General features: G+C 40.8%; 14 protein-coding genes. 2 read left to right on the top strand and 12 right to left on the bottom strand.

The window, feature by feature from the left end; all coding sequences use genetic code 11:
* Position 1 precedes the first annotated feature (1 nt).
* On the top strand, positions 2-976 hold the full coding sequence (locus C0033_RS08630; protein ID WP_103227447.1) for a hypothetical protein: 975 nt from the start codon (positions 2-4) through the stop codon (positions 974-976).
* Positions 977-1,050: 74 nt separating this feature from the next.
* Here the strand turns inward: C0033_RS08630 and C0033_RS08635 are convergent, their stop codons facing one another.
* The 12 genes from C0033_RS08635 to C0033_RS08690 form a co-directional block, all read right to left on the bottom strand.
* Positions 1,051-2,256: an ABC transporter ATP-binding protein gene (locus C0033_RS08635; protein ID WP_103227448.1), complete on the bottom strand. Its 1,206-nt coding sequence runs from the start codon at positions 2,254-2,256 to the stop codon at positions 1,051-1,053.
* A gap of 16 nt (positions 2,257-2,272) precedes the next feature.
* A complete protein-coding gene (locus C0033_RS08640; RefSeq protein ID WP_103227449.1) occupies positions 2,273-3,049 on the bottom strand; it encodes an ABC transporter permease in 777 nt (258 codons plus the stop codon).
* A gap of 14 nt (positions 3,050-3,063) precedes the next feature.
* Positions 3,064-4,215, bottom strand: coding sequence for a glycosyltransferase family 1 protein (locus C0033_RS08645; protein ID WP_103227450.1), 1,152 nt, complete (start codon positions 4,213-4,215; stop codon positions 3,064-3,066).
* Between the two features lie 12 nt (positions 4,216-4,227).
* Positions 4,228-5,376, bottom strand: coding sequence for a glycosyltransferase (locus tag C0033_RS08650; protein ID WP_103227451.1), 1,149 nt, complete (start codon positions 5,374-5,376; stop codon positions 4,228-4,230).
* Positions 5,373-6,761 (bottom strand): sugar transferase, encoded by a 1,389-nt coding sequence (locus C0033_RS08655; RefSeq protein ID WP_103227452.1) that lies wholly within the window; start codon positions 6,759-6,761, stop codon positions 5,373-5,375. Before C0033_RS08655 ends, C0033_RS08650 begins: the two co-directional genes overlap by 4 nt.
* Positions 6,762-6,791: 30 nt before the next feature.
* Complete coding sequence (locus C0033_RS08660) at positions 6,792-8,408, bottom strand: O-antigen ligase family protein (RefSeq protein WP_103227453.1); 1,617 nt, start codon at positions 8,406-8,408, stop codon at positions 6,792-6,794.
* 193 nt (positions 8,409-8,601) lie between these two features.
* A complete protein-coding gene (locus C0033_RS08665) occupies positions 8,602-9,801 on the bottom strand; it encodes a TolC family protein (RefSeq protein ID WP_180994637.1) in 1,200 nt (399 codons plus the stop codon).
* 19 nt (positions 9,802-9,820) lie between these two features.
* The gene (locus tag C0033_RS08670; RefSeq protein WP_103227455.1) at positions 9,821-10,966 is read right to left on the bottom strand and encodes a TolC family protein; all 1,146 of its coding nucleotides are present in this window, start codon (positions 10,964-10,966) and stop codon (positions 9,821-9,823) included.
* Positions 10,959-14,009: an efflux RND transporter permease subunit gene (locus C0033_RS08675; RefSeq protein WP_103227456.1), complete on the bottom strand. Its 3,051-nt coding sequence runs from the start codon at positions 14,007-14,009 to the stop codon at positions 10,959-10,961. The genes C0033_RS08670 and C0033_RS08675 overlap by 8 nt, the downstream gene beginning before the upstream one ends.
* A 16-nt stretch (positions 14,010-14,025) precedes the next feature.
* Entirely contained in the window at positions 14,026-15,135 is a 1,110-nt protein-coding gene (locus C0033_RS08680; RefSeq protein ID WP_103227457.1) for an efflux RND transporter periplasmic adaptor subunit, read from the bottom strand.
* A gap of 42 nt (positions 15,136-15,177) precedes the next feature.
* Positions 15,178-15,801, bottom strand: coding sequence for a TetR family transcriptional regulator (locus C0033_RS08685; protein WP_103227458.1), 624 nt, complete (start codon positions 15,799-15,801; stop codon positions 15,178-15,180).
* Positions 15,802-15,938: 137 nt separating this feature from the next.
* Positions 15,939-17,738, bottom strand: coding sequence for a cell wall-binding protein (locus C0033_RS08690; protein WP_347501067.1), 1,800 nt, complete (start codon positions 17,736-17,738; stop codon positions 15,939-15,941).
* A 450-nt stretch (positions 17,739-18,188) separates the two neighbouring features.
* On the opposite strand from C0033_RS08690, the gene C0033_RS08695 reads away from it, so the two are divergent.
* On the top strand, positions 18,189-19,985 hold the full coding sequence (locus C0033_RS08695; RefSeq protein ID WP_103227459.1) for a sugar phosphate nucleotidyltransferase: 1,797 nt from the start codon (positions 18,189-18,191) through the stop codon (positions 19,983-19,985).
* Positions 19,986-20,067: the final 82 nt, after the last annotated feature.

The raw sequence follows: 20,067 nt of genomic DNA on the forward strand, positions 1-20,067 counted from the left end.
AATGAAAGAACTATATTATATCTTCCATGGGTACGGCGGTGAAAATTCGCTTATACCATTGGCTGATTATATGCAGAAAAAAGGGCATCCTGTTTTGGTAATTGATGACCAGAAATTCCCCTATACCCGAGCAGAAATGTTTGAACATTTAAGGCTGCTGAAAGAGCAGTATCGGATTGTATTCATTACTTCAGCCCATCTATGGTTTGACCAATACAATTATCTGCACTTTTATGGACATGACCCCAATATGATATCTGCACTTGAATTGTTGGATTACTTAAAACCTGATTACTCTGTATTTTACCCTCATGATATGGAGTGTTTTATGCATGACAGTGAACTTCCGTGGCTAGAGTTATTTGATCTGGTTATGCTTCCATACCAGCACAATATTTACTATAAACTAAAACACAGGTGTAAACGCGTTGAGGTGGTTTACTGGATAAAAAAACATACGGCCACTGAATTTTCTGTTGACCGCGATCACCCGGTATATGCCCCTGCCTTTTTTCCAAGCAACATCATTACCTTTTATGATCAGCTTGGTGCAGAAGGCTATGCCGATTGGTTCCGCCGCTATATAGGACCAGATATCCCCATTAAAATGCCGGCCGGCGATTTTGGCGTATATCCAATCCTCTCAAAAGAAGGCTATCACTTTTTAGACCCGGCAAGATCCGTTTATGATGCCATGTCTGATTACAATCTAATCATAGGCAGCGGGCATTCATCCATCATTTACGAAGCGGCGCTCAGCGGTATCCCTGTTATCTCCATCCTGGATGGTTGTTTTACTGATGAAATATATCTAAAAAGCATATCCGGTATCAGTGGTGTGTACCCTCTTCACCCTGAAGAGCTGCAGGATTTTATAAAAGAAATCAACTCAAATCATAAACTGCTGGCCACCGGACCGGACATATTGAAACCTTTTGATTTTGAACGTGTATATCAGTACCTTACAGAGTTTTAAAAAAATCATTCCCGGCACCTTTTTCAAAAGTGCCGGGAATATTTAATCTTCATAACTATTATATAATAATTTTTCTATTCATTTTCCCATTGATGCACTAACCTGCAGATTCCCTTATCCTTAAATTCAGAATACATCTCAAATTCAAAAGCATCCTGAAAATTATCCACCGGAAAACCATCAACTGTAGTGATAGACAAATCCATCTTATATTTTCCCGGAATTAAAAGCATAGACTCAAATTTCAGATCAATTACTCCATCTTTATCAAGGTCAATGCGGTCTGCATAGTCGGTTCTGCTGCTGGTGGCATAACATTTTGTTCCCTCTGCATTTCTGATCTCAAATCCAAAGGTTACATCTTCAACTTTTTGTTTCACTTCATAAGCAATCCTGATCGTAACTGCCTCTCCTGTTTTATAAAGATTTCTACCGTTTTCACTTTTAACAAGTGATTCTACTTCTTTTATACGAACCAAACCATTGCCTGCGCGCTCTCCTGCATTTTCCGGTACCACAGATGTAGGAACTGCATCCTGTCTCAATTGCCCCATATAAGCCATATAATGAGGGTGTACATCTCTTGGACTTCCCTCTTCCTGGATTTTTCCGTCATGAATCCATATGGTTCTTTCACAGAATTCTTCAATCTGGCCTAATCCATGTGAAACAATTACAATTGTTGTTCCTTCCGCTTTAATCTGCTTCAATTTATTGAAGCACTTTGCCTGAAAATTCGCGTCTCCTACAGCTAAGATTTCATCGATCAGCAAGATATCCGCATCAACATTTATAGCCACCGCAAACGCTAAACGCATATACATACCAGATGAATAAGTTCTTACCGGATTATCAATAAATTCTCTCAGTTCAGAAAATTCAATAATCTGTTCCAGCCGTCTCTCAATTTCCCTTCTTGTCAATCCAAAAATAGACGCATTAGTATAAATATTCTGCCTCCCACTCATATCTGGATGAAAACCTGCACCAAGTTCAATTAAGCTGGACACACGCCCCTTCATCTCTATGGTTCCACTATCTGGATACATAATCCTTGTCAGAAGTTTCAATGTAGTACTCTTACCACATCCATTATGCCCTATAAGCCCTATGGCCTCTCCTTTTTTCACTTCAAAGCTAATACCATTTAATACATTTCGTTCTTCATATTTCCTTCTTTTGCTAAAAAGAGCTAATTCCTTTAATGTATGCCCCTTGTCTAGATATACACGAAATTTTTTAGTTATATTATGCACTTCAATTGCATTTTCAGTTTTCATGTCCTACCTCACTTCCCTACATCTGTTCTGCAAAATGTCTCTTCAATTTTCCGAATACAAGAAATCCAATAATCAGAAGACCTATACCGACCCCAGTAGCGTGTACCAACGTGCTTAGATGGGGTGCCCTACCATAGTAAAGAATATCCCTGTATGCAATAATAACCGGGGTCATAGGATTCAGCATGTAGAGTGCCATGTAGCGTTCCGGGATAAGGTCAATCGAATACATAATTGGAGTCAAAAATTGCCAAGCCATCGTCACAATTCCTAACAAATACTCCAAATCACGAATATAAACAGTTGCAGAAGACACAATTAAGGCAGACCCCAGCGCCAGCATATACTCTACAAACATAATAATCGGCAAATACAATAGGGCACCAAAATTAATTCCTCTTCCCGAAAAGGCAACTACTATAATCACTACAACAAAACTTAAAAGCATATTGACAAATTGGCTGGTAGTAAATGCAATAGGCAATACTTCCCTTGGAAAATATATCTTTTTAACCATATCCTGCTGACATCTGATACAACTAGAACCGCCTGAAACAGATACACTGAAAAACAGCCATGGTACTAAAGCCACAAATAAATGTAAATAATAATCTTCTACATCCGACCTTAAAATCACCGAAAAAACCAATGTATAAACAGCCAACTGTAAAAGCGGATTCAAAAACGTCCAAAAAAAGCCCAAGATCGACCCCTTATAACGCCCCTGAAGATCCCTTCTCACCAAGCTGAATATCATTTCCCGATATGCATACAATTCTTTAGCTAACTGCATTTTTTCCTCCAACTTTAAACTAATTTTTCGTATACCTGTTTTAATATTTCCACTGAATGTTTCCAGGTATACTTTTGGGCTCTCTCGATTCCCTTTTGGCCCAATTTCATACACAGATCCCTATCACGCATTACTCCCGCCATTGCTCCTTTTATCTCTTCCACGCTCAACGGATCTACTAAAATTCCGGCATCTCCCACCACTTCCGGCAAAGAAGAACAGTTTGACGTGATAACCGGCGTCCCACAGGCCATAGCCTCTAATGGAGGCATGCCAAAGCCTTCATATAAAGAAGGGAACAAAAATGCTTTTGCACCTTTCATAAGCACAGGTACATCCTCTGCATCCACATATCCGGTAAAAATAACCTGATCCTCTATTTTCAGTTTATGGACACTTTCAAAAATAGAATCGTACAGCCAGCCTTTTCCGCCGGCCAGTACAAGTTTCGGTATCTCCTCACCAGCATTCTCTTTAATAAGCTTGTCATAAGCTTCTATGACCCGTTCTATATTTTTCCTCGGCTCAAGTGTTCCTAAATACAGGAAATATTCCCCTTGTATCTTATAATGTTCTTTTGCCTTTTCTACCTGCTCCTCCGTGTAGTTAGGGTGATACAGATCTAAATCCACACCATTGGGCATAACCGTAATCTTTTCTGGCTTAACTCCCAGATATTTGACGATTTCCTGCTTGCTGAACTCCGATACCGTAATAATTGCATCAGCCCGCCTGCATGACCCTTTTAATGTGAGCTGCAGCCATCTTCTAGTTTTATAATATACAGTCTCCGGATAAGCTTTGTATGCCATATCATGAACAATTGTTACTTTCTTCCCCTTAACTCCAGGAGGCACTACAAAATTAAAAAACTGTGTAATCTGCCTATCTTTTCCAAAAAACATGCTGTATGGAATGGGAAAAAAGGGCCATACCAATTTATAAATCATCGGATGAAACCATTTGCAGGGATTCATCTTCACACCGTATTTTTCATACTCATGAACCGGGTAACGCTGTCCATCTTCTTGATGATACGCCATATAATCACACTGGCACTGATACTTTGGATCCGCCGCCAATTCCTTGACAATGTTATCCGCACACCAGCCGATTCCCGTCTTATTGCCGCCAAGAAACAGCTGCGATTCAAATGCTATTTTCATAGTATTCCTCCATCACCTATTTTGAAGTTCCCGATATACTTTTAAAACCTCTTCTATCATGTAGTCCACATTAAAATATTCCCGCACTCTTTTAGCTGCCGCTTCACCGAACTGCTGCCGCTCTAAAGGATGCTCAATCAGCCACTGCATAGCGTCCGCAAGCGCCAAGTCATCTCCCGGCTCTACTGTAAGCCCGGTCTGCTTGTCAATACTTACATATGGTACTCCACTTGGCAGTTTTGTATTAATCACCGGTTTCCCATACGCCATTGCCTCCATCTGCACAATTCCAAACGCCTCACTTTTCGCAATAGAGGGCAATACAAAGACATCACAGCCCGCCAATTCCTGTTTCAAAACTTCATTCGACACACTTCCCAGAAAACGAACTCTATCAGTTATCTCCAGCTCTGATGATATTTGCTCCAATTCTCCTTTTAATACTCCATCGCCAATAACAGTAAGGCAAGCACCTTCAACGTGCTTTAATGCCTGCAGCAAAACTTCACAGCCTTTATAATAAACCAGACGCCCTATAAATAAAAATTTGATTTCAGCATCTGTCTGATTTCCACTTTTATCCGTCCTCACATAGGCGGTACTGCACAAATATTTATCCGCACTATCCAATACCCCACGCTCCACACCAAACGGTATCACCCGGCACTTGCTGCGATACGGCCCCAGATAAGAGGACCCCTCAATGTGTCCTTCCGTTGCCACCATGATAACATCAGCCCTTTTTAACAGTCTTTCCATAATTGGGCGATAGAAATACATCATCTTTTTTTGCCTTACCACATCACTGTGCCACCATAAAACAACTTTACCTTTATAACCTGATAAAAGGCAGGCCAAATCTGCCAATGGAAAAGGCATGTGAATATGTATGATATCCTGCATCCGGCTCTTTTTACGGAACTGCATCAAAAAAGCAGGTGAAACAGGAAGGGAACAGAACGTTCCCATACTGGAACAGCGGTATACTTTTACTCCATTAATTTCCTCTTCGCTTCCAGCGCCCTTTACCTGGCAGGTCAAAACCGACATATTAGTTTCCTGACACAGCCCTTCTGCAATATCTTGAACAATCCGTTCAATACCGCCCAGCATAGGGTAATACATCCTGCAGACCTGCATTACATTCATCTTATTTTTCATAGGCTTTCATCTTTCTTACTTTCACCTTCTCGGGTCACTGCCTCACTTTCGCTCATCGTGAACCCTTCTGTACTTTCCTTCATAAATAGAACTTTAATGGTTTTAAATATAATTTCAATATCCATTAAAATAGAATAATTTTGTATATACATTAAATCCAATTTTAATTTATCGTAAGCAGATGTATTATATTTTCCATAGACCTGAGCGTAGCCAGTAAGCCCGCCTTTTACTTTCATACGGAATTCAAACTCAGGAATCTGCTGAGAATAGAGTTCTACATGTTCCACCCGCTCCGGCCTGGGTCCCACAATGCTCATATCACCCTTTAGAATATTAAACAGCTGCGGCAGTTCATCAACTCTTGTTTTTCGAATCAATTTGCCGATTGGAGTGATTCGGGGATCTTCTTCTACAGCCGGTACCGATAGTCCCTCGCGTTCAGCATCAACGATCATACTCCTGAACTTACAGATTGAAAAAATCTTTCCATCCTTGGTGCAGCGGTCCTGCCTAAAGAAAACCGGGCCCCTATCATAAATTTTAATTGCGGCAGCCGTCAGGAGAAAAACAGGAGATAATATTATGATTCCCGCTAAAGATAAAACGATATCCATCAGACGTTTTATAAAACGCTGCTCGATATTAAGCCCTGTGTTTCTGGACAGCAGAAGAGGCGTATCAAACAAATGGAGGCTCTCCGCACTTCGTAAAATAATATCTGAAATTTTAGGAATTGTATAGGTTCTTATTGATTGTCCATAACAATATTTTAAAATCAAATTGCGCTCCTGCGATGAAATATCACATAGGATAACGCCCTCATATTGCTCTGCTTTTTCACACACCTTATCCACGCCAACAGATACATGAATGATTTCTCCTATAATATAACGGTCTGCACGGCTATGTAGCTTACTCATCAAACTGTAAATCGGATGCTGGCCATATACCAGCAAAACTCTTCTCGGCGGATACAGCTTCCGATATATGCGGCTGCATATCGTACTCCAAACAATTGTTAACAGCAGTTCTTCCAAAAGCATTACAAATAACGGTTCAAGGTTATGAAAATGTTTTGTTACCAATGTGATTTGGAGATAGATCATTGCCGTAGCACAGATGTTGGCCAGCATCAGCGAATAAATCAAATTAAAAGTTCTCAAATAGCCAATACGGAGCCCACCGTAAATTGTGCAAAACAATAAGAGCAAAATACCGTATACCGCCACCATCAGCCAGTTCCCGGTACGGTTATAAGGTATTTCCATTTTTCCATTATAATGTTCCAACCAAACATTCCAATATAAAGCCATTTCACAACCAATGAGGATCAATGCAAACAAAAACCTCACCAATCGCTTATACTGTTCATAATTTTTCATATAGGAACCAACACTCCTACTCTATCTATCCTAAGATTCAACTGGTGTTTTTCTGCATCCAGCAAGTCCCATCATCAGTAACAGCCACATAACCGGAGCAACAATCGGAACGCTGATATTGACGAATGCCTGCGCTCCATATGCTACGCATGCAAAAAATGCTGCCATTACTTCCGGTTTATCCAGTGCATTTTTCAGTATTCTTGCGGCCGACGTAACTAATAGTCCCAAATAAGCTGCTGCCCCTAACGCTCCCAAGGTCACAAAATACTGAAGGTACTCATTATGGGCACTGTCAAAGCTTTCACCATAAAGGCTCGTCATCTCTCTATAATTGTTTTCAAATGTCAGAATCCCAAATGTATCAGGCCCATAACCAAACAATTTATGCATGACTGGAAATTTATTATAATTTTCCATAGCAATTCTCCAAATATAGCCCCTGTGGGTCCCCCATTCATCGTCCAGTATCAAATATCGTTCCAACGCTCCATAGCGTTCCACATGACCGCCCCAATTAGCGTCCCAAATCATAAATATCACAGCACCAATTACTGCAACTATCACCATAATCCAGGCTCTGACCGCCCATGGACTACTCTTATCATTCGAAGTTTTATTGTTATAAGACGCATAGTAAAGCGCGGCAACAACAAACCAAAGGACTGCAATTACGACCATCAAAAGCTTCATATCTGCCAGAATAAGAAACAAACTGTCCAGTCCAACAACTTTTCCGGCCCATATCCTGTTGATAACGGTTAAAGCTTTTACAACTGTAAAAAGCGTAGCCAGCAAAACTGCATATCTCCGAATTCCTGTTTTCGAACGGAACAGGTATAATGGAAGAAAGCCGTAAAGAGCCATTAATGCCAAATATGCATTATCACTAAGCCCCATAAATAAGGCCGTCATTGCGATGATCGTACCTATATAATAAGCAACAACTTTTATCCTATTCTTCTCAACTGCGAACATAGTCATGACCGCTCCCAGCCCCAAACCGACAAAGGAAGCATAAGTATTAACGTTTCCGATTGTAGATGTGAAGATTGTCCACTGCGCCGGCTTCATATGTTCCTTGAAATGCAGCAAATCCATCTGGAAATAATCCGTAATTCCAAACAAACAAACCAGCATCACTATGATCAAGAAAGCATCTATATACCATCTCTTTAACCTCATCAGTTTTGTGATGGCAAAAAACATTACACCATACAGCAACAGCAAAAACAATCCTGTATAGCGTCCTTCATTTCCCCAAAACGATTCATACAGATAATCTGACTGCAGAGTGGAAATAATCGCAATCAACAAAAAAGCCATCATTGCGATATCCGGCACATTACAGTGGCGGAACAGCTCTGTTGGTTTCAGATAAGAGAGAATACGTTTTGTATTTTTTCCATCAAACAGTTCAAAATCCTGATACACCAGCCATGCAGTCATAAGGATAAGAACTGCCAGCATAGCTATAACTGAGACCCAGAAAAACATATACTTTGTTTCCAGAATATTAAAATAAAAATCTGTAATAACTAATGGAAGCAGCAACAGTATCCATAGAGTAAAGAAGCTGACTACCTTTGCATAGAGATCAGAACAGCTATTACAGAATGCCTTCTCATTATTTTTTCTTTTTGCCATAAAAGCCAAAGCCTCCTGTAAAATAATCTTTGGTTAAATCTCAGTACAGTATATCATTTAATAAAAAATAACGCAACTTTCCATCCTCAAAAACAGATGGTAAATATTTAAGAAACGTTTAATATTTTCCATTTCACATAAAAGGCGAAGACATTTCCATGTCTCCGCCTCTCATATCCCCAAAATCTACCGTCTACTCATAGCTAGCCAGCCCTTTAACCGCCCAGTCATAAGTCTCCATCGCCTGAAATAAAGCGATATCCGCCGATTCTTTTTCCGACATTTTCTGCAGATACTGGAGCTGCAGCCCAATGTATTCCGTCTCTCCAACCATACCCTGCTGAAACATGGTATCTGCAGACTGTTTGCTGATGCAGGCACTTTCATACCCGGTCAAAGCAGCTTCATACTCCGCTTTTTTCTTATAAACATCATCATACAATTCCTGCATCTTAATCGTCATCTTCTGCTCCGCTTCCTCTACACTCATAAGATGAAGCCTCTGCTCCGCTGTCGATCCATTGGTCCTTGTGTGTCTCAAGCTAATCAGCGATGCATTATTTCCGATCGCCTTTTTCGTATCCTCTTCCAGATTCATAGCAGCAACCCGATTTAAATCAGAGGTAGGAATCGGGCGAATTTCCGGGTTCGCATCCGCAGTCCAACCGGTCATAACGATCAGCTTCCGCCTCAGATCATCCTGTGTGCTGTTAAGAGACGCTAAAGACGCTTCTGCGGAAAGGACGCTGGACTGGGCCGATAAGATATCAGCCTGCGTTACAGTGCCAAGAACAGCCTGCTGTGTTACCAGATCGTATTTGGCATCATATAACTCTTTCATCTTTTCCAGAATGCTTTTTTGAGACTGAATACTGCCGTAAGCGATCATAAGCGACTGAGCGCCGTTTACCGCCTGACGCTCGTACTGACGCAGCGTCTGGGTATTCTTATCACTTTCAAAATTCTTTACCACATCAGAATAGGATGTGATCACTGATTGAATTCCTTTATCCAACGCCTTATTTGTCATATAAGACACTGTCAGCTGATAAATGTCATCCGGATTTGTAGCATGATCAAGAGCATCTTTATCGCGCTCCGCACCATCCTTATAGTTTTTTCTTTGGCTCTTTAATTCCTGAGCAACATTGGCATAATCCTGCTTCGTTTGACCAAATGAATTCCACATGATCTGCATATTGGTATTATACTCATGAACCAGATCGGGTAATTCGTCATACTCAAGAACATCATCCTGCAGCCTTGCCAAGGTCTCTGCATCATACTTTTCAGGCTCTGCAACTCCCGGACCGGATGCCATAGCCTGTGCCGGAAATGCGGCAAGCATTGCCGCAGAAAGCAGGGCAGAAACAAGCTTTTTGTTTGTCTTCATCATTGCATCCCGCCTTTCATCAGCCGGCGCTCGCCAGACCGTTTACGGACCAGTTATAAGTTTCAATCGCTTCTCTCAGGCTTAACTCAGCTGTATTTTCAGCTGCCTGCTTGCTTAGCAATGCATATTGCTGCTGCAAATACTGCAGGTCACTGATCGTACCAAGATAATGCTGGGTTTCAGCCGTCTGCATATTCTGCGTCTCCAGTGCCGTATCATTTACCGCCTGTAAATATGCAGCTTTTGCAGCCAAAACAGATTGATAGGCCGATACAAGAGATGCACCAATTGACTGTTCATTGTTTTCAATTGTTTTCCGAAGGTCTTCTCTTTTTTCTTCCGTCTTCGCATTATCATATTTTCTTTTATTGATGCGCAGAGTATAGTTCTTTTCTAATGCAGTTGCTTTATCCGCAACCGGGTCCATAGAATCAATAACACTCAAATCCACCAAAGGAATCTCTCTGATCTCCGGATTCGCATCGTATTTCCATCCGAGCATAACACAAAGACGCTGCCTTAAACTCGTTATGGAAGCTTCTGTATCTCTAATTGCCTGATCTGCTCTCTGAAGGTTCTCTTTTGCATTCAGTACATCGATTTGAGTTGTCACTCCTTGGACGAACTGAGCCACTACCACATTATATGTAGTTTCCAATAATTCCCTATTTTTCTTAGCCAGTTCTAAATCCTGTTGTTTTTTGAAATAATTGATCATATTGGACTGGGCCGATACCACCAGATTATCTTCCGCCTGCTGATATCCCATCAAAACGATCTGACCGTCGTCCACATTATCATCCGCATTTTGCTGCATTTTTCTAGCCTGGATCTCCAGGTTCAAATCGGAAATCATGGACTGCATATCATCATCACCGGACATACTGGCATACAGTTCGTCTGCCAGGTCGCGGTAATCGCGTTCCACATCCTGCCGGTCTTTTCCCAGATAATCCTTATACGCATACTGATTATTTTGAACAGTGGTGTTGTATTCATGGATCAAGCCAGCCAGTTCATCATATTCCATCGTGTTGTCACGAAGCCTGTCCCATTCTTCTTCTGTACGAGCAAACTCAGGACTTACCGCCAGAGCCGTTCCGGGAACGGAAGCTGCCATAAGCAGCGCCATTCCCAGGGACATCACCCGTTTCTTATTAATCATAATTTACTCCTCCTGTTTCCATACCAAAACGTTTCCTGCCTACTCCATCCACTAACTGATAGAATGTCGGCAGAAGTAACAGTGACAGTATCGTAGATGCGATCAAACCACCTACATTGACCAGTGCAAGTCCCTGAAGGGTTGCACCTGATTTACCAAATCCTAATGCAAGAGGAATCATGGAAAGCACGGTAGTCAGCGTGGTCATCATAATTGGTCTCAGACGGATTGCACCGGCTTCAACCAACGCACGCTCAACTCCCATCTCACCTCGAAGCTGGTTTACAGTATCAACATACAAAATACCATTATTAACAACCGTACCGATCATCATCAGGAAGCCCAACATGGATGTCATACTGATCGGACAATCCGCCAGGAAAAGCAAGCCGAACGCACCAATTAAACTGAATGGAATTGTAAACATTACCATCAAGGAGAATTTTGGTGATTCAAACTGCATTGCCATAACCACAAATATCAGGAATACCGCCGTTCCGATAGCTGCACCCAATGCAGAAAGTTCGTCTGCCATCATTTCATCCATAGAGTTAGCCGCTTGTTCTACTCCATATGGGAACTGCCAGCCTTTTACAAACTTTTTAACATCCGCATCTGCGGTTTTCTTGTATTCCTCTACCGGTTCAGCTGTAATTGCTACCTTATACCGTTTGTCTAAACGGGTAATGGACTGAGGGCTGTCTTCAAAATGGATATTGCCGATATCGCTGAGCGGCACCATAGTTCCGGAAGGACTTTGAAGCATAATACCCTCTAACTTTTCAATAGTATCATATTCATCTGTTGCATATTCCACCCGAACTTCAATATCCTCGCCTGATACGCTTAGATCCATAGCCTTTACGCCGGATAATGTGGTATACAGACTTCCGCCCACACTTGCAGGAGTTAAGCCTTCAGCCTGTGCTTTTACAGGATCCACATTAATTTTAACAACAGGCGCAGCATTTTCTATAGAAGAATGGACTTTTGTGATATCCTGTCTCTGACGGAGATCTTCCACCAATTCATCAGTTGTCTTCTTCACCAGATCATAATCAGTACCTTGAAGATCAATCTCAATATTGGATGCAGACATACTGCTCATACCGCTGGTACTTCCGCTTGACATTATAATCGTACAGTCAGGAATCGTCTGCGTTATATTCTTCCATTTCGTAATCATTTCATCGGTGCTTAGTTTTCTGTCATCTTTCAAATAAGCATTCATTGTCGCCGCATCACTGGTGGAAATGCTCAAACCGCTGGCGCCATAAGTCAGAAGATAATGGTCAACTTCCTCATCATTTGCTACAATCTCTTCTACCTTTTTAAGAATATTATCTTTTTCTTCAATTGTCAGACCCGGTTTCGTTTGAACGGACATTACAACAATACCCTCATCTACAACCGGCATCAATTCCATACCAACGCTTCCAGCCATTAAGAATGAAAGAATCAGCAGTGCAACAGCGCCAAAGATAACCGTTTTTCTCTTTGGAAGAATTTTAGGAACAATTGATCTGTATTTATTCTGAAGCGCCTTTACAAATCCGCTAACAGGTGTATTTTCGTTTTCCGTCGGATGCATAAATGTATAGCAAAGAGGAACAACTGTCGCTGCTGAAAACAGAGATGCCAGCATACAGAATACAATCGTAAATCCTAAGGGTTTAAACAGCTGTCCTGACAAACCGCTCAGCAATGCAAGCGGTATGAATACGACGCAGGTGGTTGCTGTCGAACCGGTTACTGAACCGATAACCAATTTTGCGCCTTCCAGAGCGGCATCATAGAAATTACGACCTTCCTTCGCCCTGAAACAACTCTCCAATACTACGATAGAGTTATCAACCATCATACCAACGCCCAAAACCAAACTTCCCAATGAAATAACGTTCAGGGAGAATCCCATCGCCCTCATCATAATCAATGCCAGCAGGATTGATACAGGAATAGAACTGCCGACGATTGTAGAAGCTTTCCAGTCTCCAAAGAAGAAGAACAATACCACCATGGAAAGAATAACCGCCATAATCATGGTCTGAATAACGCTTCGTATGGAATCCAGAATCATCTCACTGGAATCATTAATAACTGTAATTTTCAGGTTTGGGTTAGCCGCTCTCATCTTGTCGAGTTCGCTCATAACCTCTTTTGACACATCCACTGCACTGGCGCTCTGCTGTTTCTGAATACTGATAGACACAGCATCTTCACCGTTATAACGTCCAATACTGTCAGCATCTTCTAATGCCTCATAAACATTAGCAACATCTGACAAATGAATTACGTCGCCATTTGCCAAAGGAAGCGGAATTGTTTTCAGCGCTTCTATATCATTATAATCGTTGCCAACGCTGACATTGAGGGACTGTTTTCCCACCTTGGTTTTGCCGGCAGGAATTGCGAAATCAGCTGCCCCGACCAACTGAGCAATCGTATTCATGCTCAGCTTATATTCCTTAACTTTCTCAGGGATCAGTTCAATTCTAACGTAGGATTTCTGACCTCCTGCCAAGGAAATATCACCAACTGAACTCAGTTTTTCCAGTTCAGGTATGATCTTGTCATCCACATAATTGTAAAGGTTTCCATCGGTACCGCCGCTGACCGCCAACGTAATTACCGGCTGTGCGTTGATATCCATCTCTACAATGTTAGATTCCTCCGCATCTTCGGGAAGGTCCGTCTTAACAGCGTCAATATTTTTCTTCAAATTGGAATATGCCTTATCCATATTAGTACCATATTTATAAGAAAGCAAGACTATGGAAACATTTTCCATGGAGTAAGACACTACTTTATCAATACCTTCCAGAGTCGCTACAGAATCTTCGATCTGGGTACTGATTAAGTCATTAATGTCTTCCGGGCTGGCTCCGGCATAAACCGTAGCCACAATCATCATAGGCATCTCCATCTCAGGAGTCAGTTCCAGTTTGGAACCTAAAATTGACTGCATACCAAAGAACGCCAATGTAACTAAAGCGAGGATGATGGTAACAGGCCGTTTGAGTGAAAATTTAGTTAAGTTTAACATCCATATCCCTCACCTTCTAGTTAGCGCTTGCTGTTGTTTCGGCAGTGGCTTCTGTTGTTCCGGCTGAAGCATCGTCATTTTTCACCAATACTTCTGCCCCATCATTCAATTCATTGCTCCAAGTGGTAATCACCTGATCTTCAGGTGAAAGACCTGATTTCACTTCCATTCTCTCCGCATCATAAATGCCGGCATCTATCATAACCTTCTTCGCCTGAGTTCCTTCCAGGCAATACACAAATGGTTCCCCGCTGGCATAGGAAACAGCGTCCACCGGAATTGTAAGCACATTTTGTACAGAATCCATCGTTACCGTCACTTTTGCCTTAGAACCTGTGGTAAGGTTTTCTCCATCATTGATAAATGCTTTTACTTTATAAAGGCCTGAAGCAGAATCCACCATGGATGCAATCTCAGTAATGCTGCCCTCATATTTTGTATCGGCTTTATCCACAGTAATAGGCATACCGACTGTCAGATTCTTCATAACCTTTTCTGATACACCTAAACTTACTGTAATCTCCTCTTTTCCAGAAATAACACAGATTCCCGTAGATGGGGAAATCATATCATGAGGATCTATATTCTTTGACTCGATCACTCCATTAATCGGAGAAATAACCGACGTATATTTCAACTGTAAATCATAAGAGTTCTTTGCTGCCTCATACTGCAGCGCTGCTCCTGTCGCACCGCTCTGGGCCTGTTCCAACGCCTGCTGGGATACCGCACCAGTCGCAAATAATGCCTGAGTTCTCTGCAATGCGAGTTCAGCATCTTTTTTCGATACGGCCGCACCATCTAACTGGATCTTCAACGCATTTAATGCATCTGAATCAATCTTACAAAGCACTTGCCCTGCTGTTACTGTTTCTCCTACAGAGAAATTAACTTCCAGAACTTCACCGCTCATCTTAGGATAAACAGTAACCACTTCTGCCGGTTCAATCGTTCCAATTAAATCAGTATATAAAGTAATATCATCGACTGCTGGTGTCTCTGTCATAACGACGGGACGAACTTCCTCTATAACAGTTTCTTTCTTCTTCCCAAAAATTAAATATGCTGCGAACACTGCCAGACAAAGCACCAGCAGCCATATCAGATATTTTACTTTCTTCTTCATAACTTATCTCCTCTATATTAGTCACATTTTTAAGTCCTGCATTTACCGCTCAACACCATGTTTCACAATTTCCATCTGTTCCCGGTAAACCTTCTTCGCATCTTCCGGAGCGGCAATCTGCATATAACATGAAGTTATGGTTTTTATGGCTATAATTATTATTAACTCTGTCAGATAACCAAGTTTCTTGATATCTGTAATTAAATACTTTTGGCGGTCCACTTTTTCAAAACATTCGGTAAGGAACGCCATATACTCCTGACTATTATGAATAAAACCTTTTTGCCGGAATGTCACCGTATCCGTGGCCAAATGGTAATCAAATAATACGTTCTTATAAAACTGAAAATTTTTTCGGCTCTTCCCATTCTCGATAAGATCCCACGTCAAATGTTCTGCAGCCTCAAATATATCCCCCTTAGAGAGCACCAGGGATTTCCATATCACTCCTTTGCATTCACTTTGGAAATCTTCCATCAAATACCGGAGCAAATCTGATTTATCCTCGAAATATGTATAAAAACTGCCTCTGGAAATTCCCGCTTCCTTGATGATCTTATTAATCGACGCATCAGCGTAGAGGGCTCGGGAGAATTCGTGGATCGCAGCCATCTTTATGACAGCTCGTTTGTTCTCACTTAAATTATAAAATCTTTGCGTTGGCATTTGCTCATCCCTTAATTATAAAGTAAATATAAACTATATTAAAAAATGACAAACTGTCACTTTTAATGTATAAGAGAAGGCACCAAGGTTTGGTGCCTTCTCAATTGGCAATTAGAATTTCTTATCGGAAATTAAAATTAGTTTTCTACTAAGATGTTTGTAATCTTTCTACCAGATACAGTAATCTTGTAATCGTCGCCATCTTTAGCTTTTGACTTCTTGTCAATTACTTTACCAGCGCTGCTTACTAAGTAGAACTTACGGTTATTGGTATAAGCGCCAGATTTAACTTTCCAAGCCTGATCGCCATCTTCAAGTGCACTCTTAGACAGAGAAGCAGAATCATCTTCACACCATACTGCTACGAATTCTGCAGTATCCATTTCTTCTACAGTAACACCTTTACCGCTAGTATAAGTACCATCAGCATTCTTAGCATCTTCTACTTTATAGATCTTATACTTATCATCTTTATCAGCCTTAACCTGTTTACCAGCCATGTACAGCTTATCATCGCTAGAAACTAAGCCATTCTTACCAGCGCCCTTGTTAGCACCAGATTTTTCGAATTCAAAAGTGAAACTTTCACCATCGATATCGATTGTCTGTTTACCAGTCTTCATAGCGCCATCATCAGAACCGCCAAAGTAGAAGGATCTGATTTCACCACTATTGATTTCATCAGCATAGTGATTTACAAAGATATCAAATGCATCTTCAGAATCATATGGATAATCAGGTGCATCGTCAGCAAACTTTGTAGCGATTTCTGTGTTAGAATAGTTAGTTGTGCTGTTAGCCATCGGTGCCATCTGTAAGAATACAAGGCCCTTAATCATTCTACCATAGTTATCGAATGCATATTTCTTACCATTAATTGTCTTAATCTGATTTGAATAAATCTTACCATTACCATCAGCATAGTACCAATAGCTATCGCCATCATCATACTTACCCTGCTGTAAATAGTAACCAGGAACTACCTTAAACCAACCCTTTGTATAACGAGCTCCGCTCTCTGGGCTGTTAAAGTACATAAATCCACCTGTATAATCTGCAGTACCCTGTTTAGACTCATATTTACCAGCATTAGCTGCTGTACCTTTAGCATTAACAGGAGTAGCTTCTGACGTATACCATTCAGCGATCATTCTACCATACTCATCAAAGCCGTATTTCTTGCCATTGATGTTTTTGTTGGTATTAGATGTCTGTTTTTTACCACTAGCTTTGAACCAGAACCAACGATCCTGATCTTCATCCCAGATATCGTCATTCGGCTGCTGGCCTTCATAATCTTCATCAACAATGTGAATTTCTCTCCAGCCTACAGTCATAGCACCATCGTTCTCATCGCCGAAGTAATAATCGCAAGTCTGCCATGCATCATCATCAGTCTGTCTTTCGCCGTCAGAAACCCAGCCAAACTGCATCTTTCCTTCTTCATCAAAGGTATATTTCTTGCCATTGATTGTCTTTAAAGATACATCATTGGTAGCGCTATCAGATCTCTTGTAAGCTTTACCATTGCTTCCAAAATAATACCACCAGTTATCTGGATCAGTATCATCGTCTTTGTCTTCGTTCTCAATAGCAACCCACTGGTTAGCTACCATAGCACCGTTCTCATCTACATAGTAATAATCGTCATCATCTTCGATTAATACATCAGTAGCCATGTATCCGTCATCATCAAGATAGAACCAGTTGTTACCTGATTTTTTCCATTCTCCACTTACTCTTTCACCATCTCTGTCATAGTATACCCATGTTCCGTCTTCTTCTGCCCAGCCTGTAGCTGCGAAAGATGTCATGGATGCACCGATAGCGAGTAAAGCAGCTGCAGACATAACTGCAACTAATTTAGTTTGCTTTCTCATAATTAATGCACTCTCCTTTTTCCTTTTTTGAATACTTTTTGAAATTCCTAATTGCATTACGAGGTAATTATACTTCCTAATCCGGAATTTAGCAATACTTTTTTAACATTTTTTGATATGTTATGCAAAAAAGATAAGAATTACTAGCTCCGTCAAGATATGGAAAATATACCATTTCCTCCATCACACAGATAGTATAATACACATTTTTCCAGAATACCATAGACATTCTCTGTACATTTTCTTACGTAAAGCTTACGAAAGTGCATTTTAAGCGAAATATTGTATTAATATTGATACATAATAATTTTTTTACACTGATTATAACAAATATCAACTCAACCTAAAGACAACATACCCCTCTCCTCATCCTGGCTCCGACTTTAATAATGCGTCTGAAGCAATCCGTCTTTTCTCTTGTAATCCACTTGTAATTTTAGATTAAAGCGTTTATAATGTTCATATATTTTATTTTAGCTAAATTTTTGAACACGGAGGTTTTAATATATGGATCGGTTAGGTTTAGTATGCAGATGTATTTGGGAAAACCCTGAAATCACCCAAAGGGATCTGGCTTCAAAACTGGAAGTATCTCTTGGTACCGCTAATAACCTGGTTAAGGAATGCATCGCAAAGGACTACATCGCCCTCTCTTCCGACAATAAATACAATTATCTGCTGTTAGATAAAGGAAAAGAATTATTAGAGTCCTATAAAGTAGACGGTGCGGTCATCATAGCGGCCGGCTTTGGCTCCCGTTTTGTTCCTTTAACTTATGAAATGCCCAAAGGCCTTTTAGACGTTTTTGGAGAAAGGATGATCGAGCGGCAGATTAAACAGCTCCACGAGGTTGGCATTTACAATATAACGATTGTTGTCGGTTATCTGAAGGAAAAATTCGAATACCTGATCGACAAATATGATGTGAAACTTCTATATAATAATGAATATTCACATAAAAATACATTGGCCACCATCTGGCATGCAAGAGAAATTCTCAAAGGGCGCAACATGTATGTGCTCTCCTCCGATAACTGGATGAGAAATAACATGTACCATACCTATGAATGCGGTGCCTGGTACTCCGCAACATATAGTGATGGGGATACTTCTGAGTGGTGTCTTAATTTTAATAAGAAAGGACGCATCACGGAAGTTTATGTGGGCGGCCATGATTGTTGGTTCATGTACGGGCCTGTATTTTGGTCTAAGGAATTTTCAGAACAGTTTCTTCCTGTGCTTGAGGAATATTATAATGAGCCGGGGACAGAACAGTTTTATTGGGAGCAGGTTTTGCTTGAACAGCCGGATAAATTTGAAATGTATGTTAATAAACAGCCGGATTATCAGGTGTATGAATTTGAAAATTTGGAGGAATTAAGGCTGTTTGATCCGAAATACCAAACGAGATCGGACAATGCTGCGATGGAACTGGTTGCAAAGGTATTCCAAGTGCCTGAATCAGCGATTACAGAAATACGCTGCTTAAAAGCAGGAATGACAAATAAATCATTTTTATTCTGCGTCAATCAAAAGCATTACATCTGCAGAATTCCCGGACCTGGGACTGAGCTTTTAATTAACCGGAAACAGGAAAAATGTGTTTATGATGCTGTGAAGGAGTTGAATTTAACAGAACACATCGTCTATTTTGATGGAGAAACAGGTTATAAAATTTCTGAATATTATGAAGGCGCCATCAATTCAGATCCAAGAGACTGGGAGGAAGTAGCTTCCTGTATGAAGGCGCTTCACTTGCTGCATGATGCGGCGCTTCGCGTGGATCACAGATTTGACATTCGGGAGCGGATTATTTTTTATGAAAGACTCTGCAAAAGCCAGCTTAGCCATGAATCGGGGGAGACGCTCTTATTTGAAGATTATAAGATGGTGCGGGCCTGGATGGATCAATTGATGGATGAACTCGACAGGTTAAACCGGCCGGAAACATTATCACACATTGATAGTGTTGCTGACAATTTTCTGTTTTTGCCGGACGGAAGCATTCGGCTGATCGACTGGGAATACTCAGGAATGTGCGATCCGCTGATTGATGTGGCCATGTGCGCTATCTATTCTTATTATGATGAAAAAGAAACAGAACAGCTGATTCAGGTCTATCTGGGTCGTGCCGCTACGGATGAAGAACATTTTGTAATCTATTCTTATATGGCTTTAGGGGGATTCCTTTGGACGCTGTGGGCTATCTACAAGGGTACAGTGGGAGAAGAATTTGGAGAATATACCATTATCATGTACCGGTATGCAAAAAAATATTACCGTAAGGCAATGTTGAAATTGTAATAAAATTGTTATTAATTATGATTAACATTGTGATATAATGAAATAAATTGTATATCGGATTTTTAGGATTTCGGATTTACTG

Origin of the sequence: Clostridium sp. chh4-2, from assembly GCF_002899675.1 — a bacterium.
In the GTDB taxonomy this organism is placed as follows: domain Bacteria; phylum Bacillota; class Clostridia; order Lachnospirales; family Lachnospiraceae; genus CHH4-2.

Coding starts and splice junctions, on each gene's coding strand:
- C0033_RS08635 (WP_103227448.1), bottom strand. CDS start 2,256: ATGAAAACTGAAAATGCAATTGAAGTGCATAATATAACTAAAAAATTT.
- C0033_RS08695 (WP_103227459.1), top strand. CDS start 18,189: ATGGATCGGTTAGGTTTAGTATGCAGATGTATTTGGGAAAACCCTGAA.
- C0033_RS08690 (WP_347501067.1), bottom strand. CDS start 17,738: ATGCAATTAGGAATTTCAAAAAGTATTCAAAAAAGGAAAAAGGAGAGT.
- C0033_RS08630 (WP_103227447.1), top strand. CDS start 2: ATGAAAGAACTATATTATATCTTCCATGGGTACGGCGGTGAAAATTCG.
- C0033_RS08640 (WP_103227449.1), bottom strand. CDS start 3,049: ATGCAGTTAGCTAAAGAATTGTATGCATATCGGGAAATGATATTCAGC.
- C0033_RS08655 (WP_103227452.1), bottom strand. CDS start 6,761: ATGAAAAATTATGAACAGTATAAGCGATTGGTGAGGTTTTTGTTTGCA.
- C0033_RS08660 (WP_103227453.1), bottom strand. CDS start 8,408: ATGGCAAAAAGAAAAAATAATGAGAAGGCATTCTGTAATAGCTGTTCT.
- C0033_RS08665 (WP_180994637.1), bottom strand. CDS start 9,801: ATGAAGACAAACAAAAAGCTTGTTTCTGCCCTGCTTTCTGCGGCAATG.
- C0033_RS08670 (WP_103227455.1), bottom strand. CDS start 10,966: ATGATTAATAAGAAACGGGTGATGTCCCTGGGAATGGCGCTGCTTATG.
- C0033_RS08685 (WP_103227458.1), bottom strand. CDS start 15,801: ATGCCAACGCAAAGATTTTATAATTTAAGTGAGAACAAACGAGCTGTC.
- C0033_RS08650 (WP_103227451.1), bottom strand. CDS start 5,376: ATGAAAAATAAGATGAATGTAATGCAGGTCTGCAGGATGTATTACCCT.
- C0033_RS08675 (WP_103227456.1), bottom strand. CDS start 14,009: ATGTTAAACTTAACTAAATTTTCACTCAAACGGCCTGTTACCATCATC.
- C0033_RS08680 (WP_103227457.1), bottom strand. CDS start 15,135: ATGAAGAAGAAAGTAAAATATCTGATATGGCTGCTGGTGCTTTGTCTG.
- C0033_RS08645 (WP_103227450.1), bottom strand. CDS start 4,215: ATGAAAATAGCATTTGAATCGCAGCTGTTTCTTGGCGGCAATAAGACG.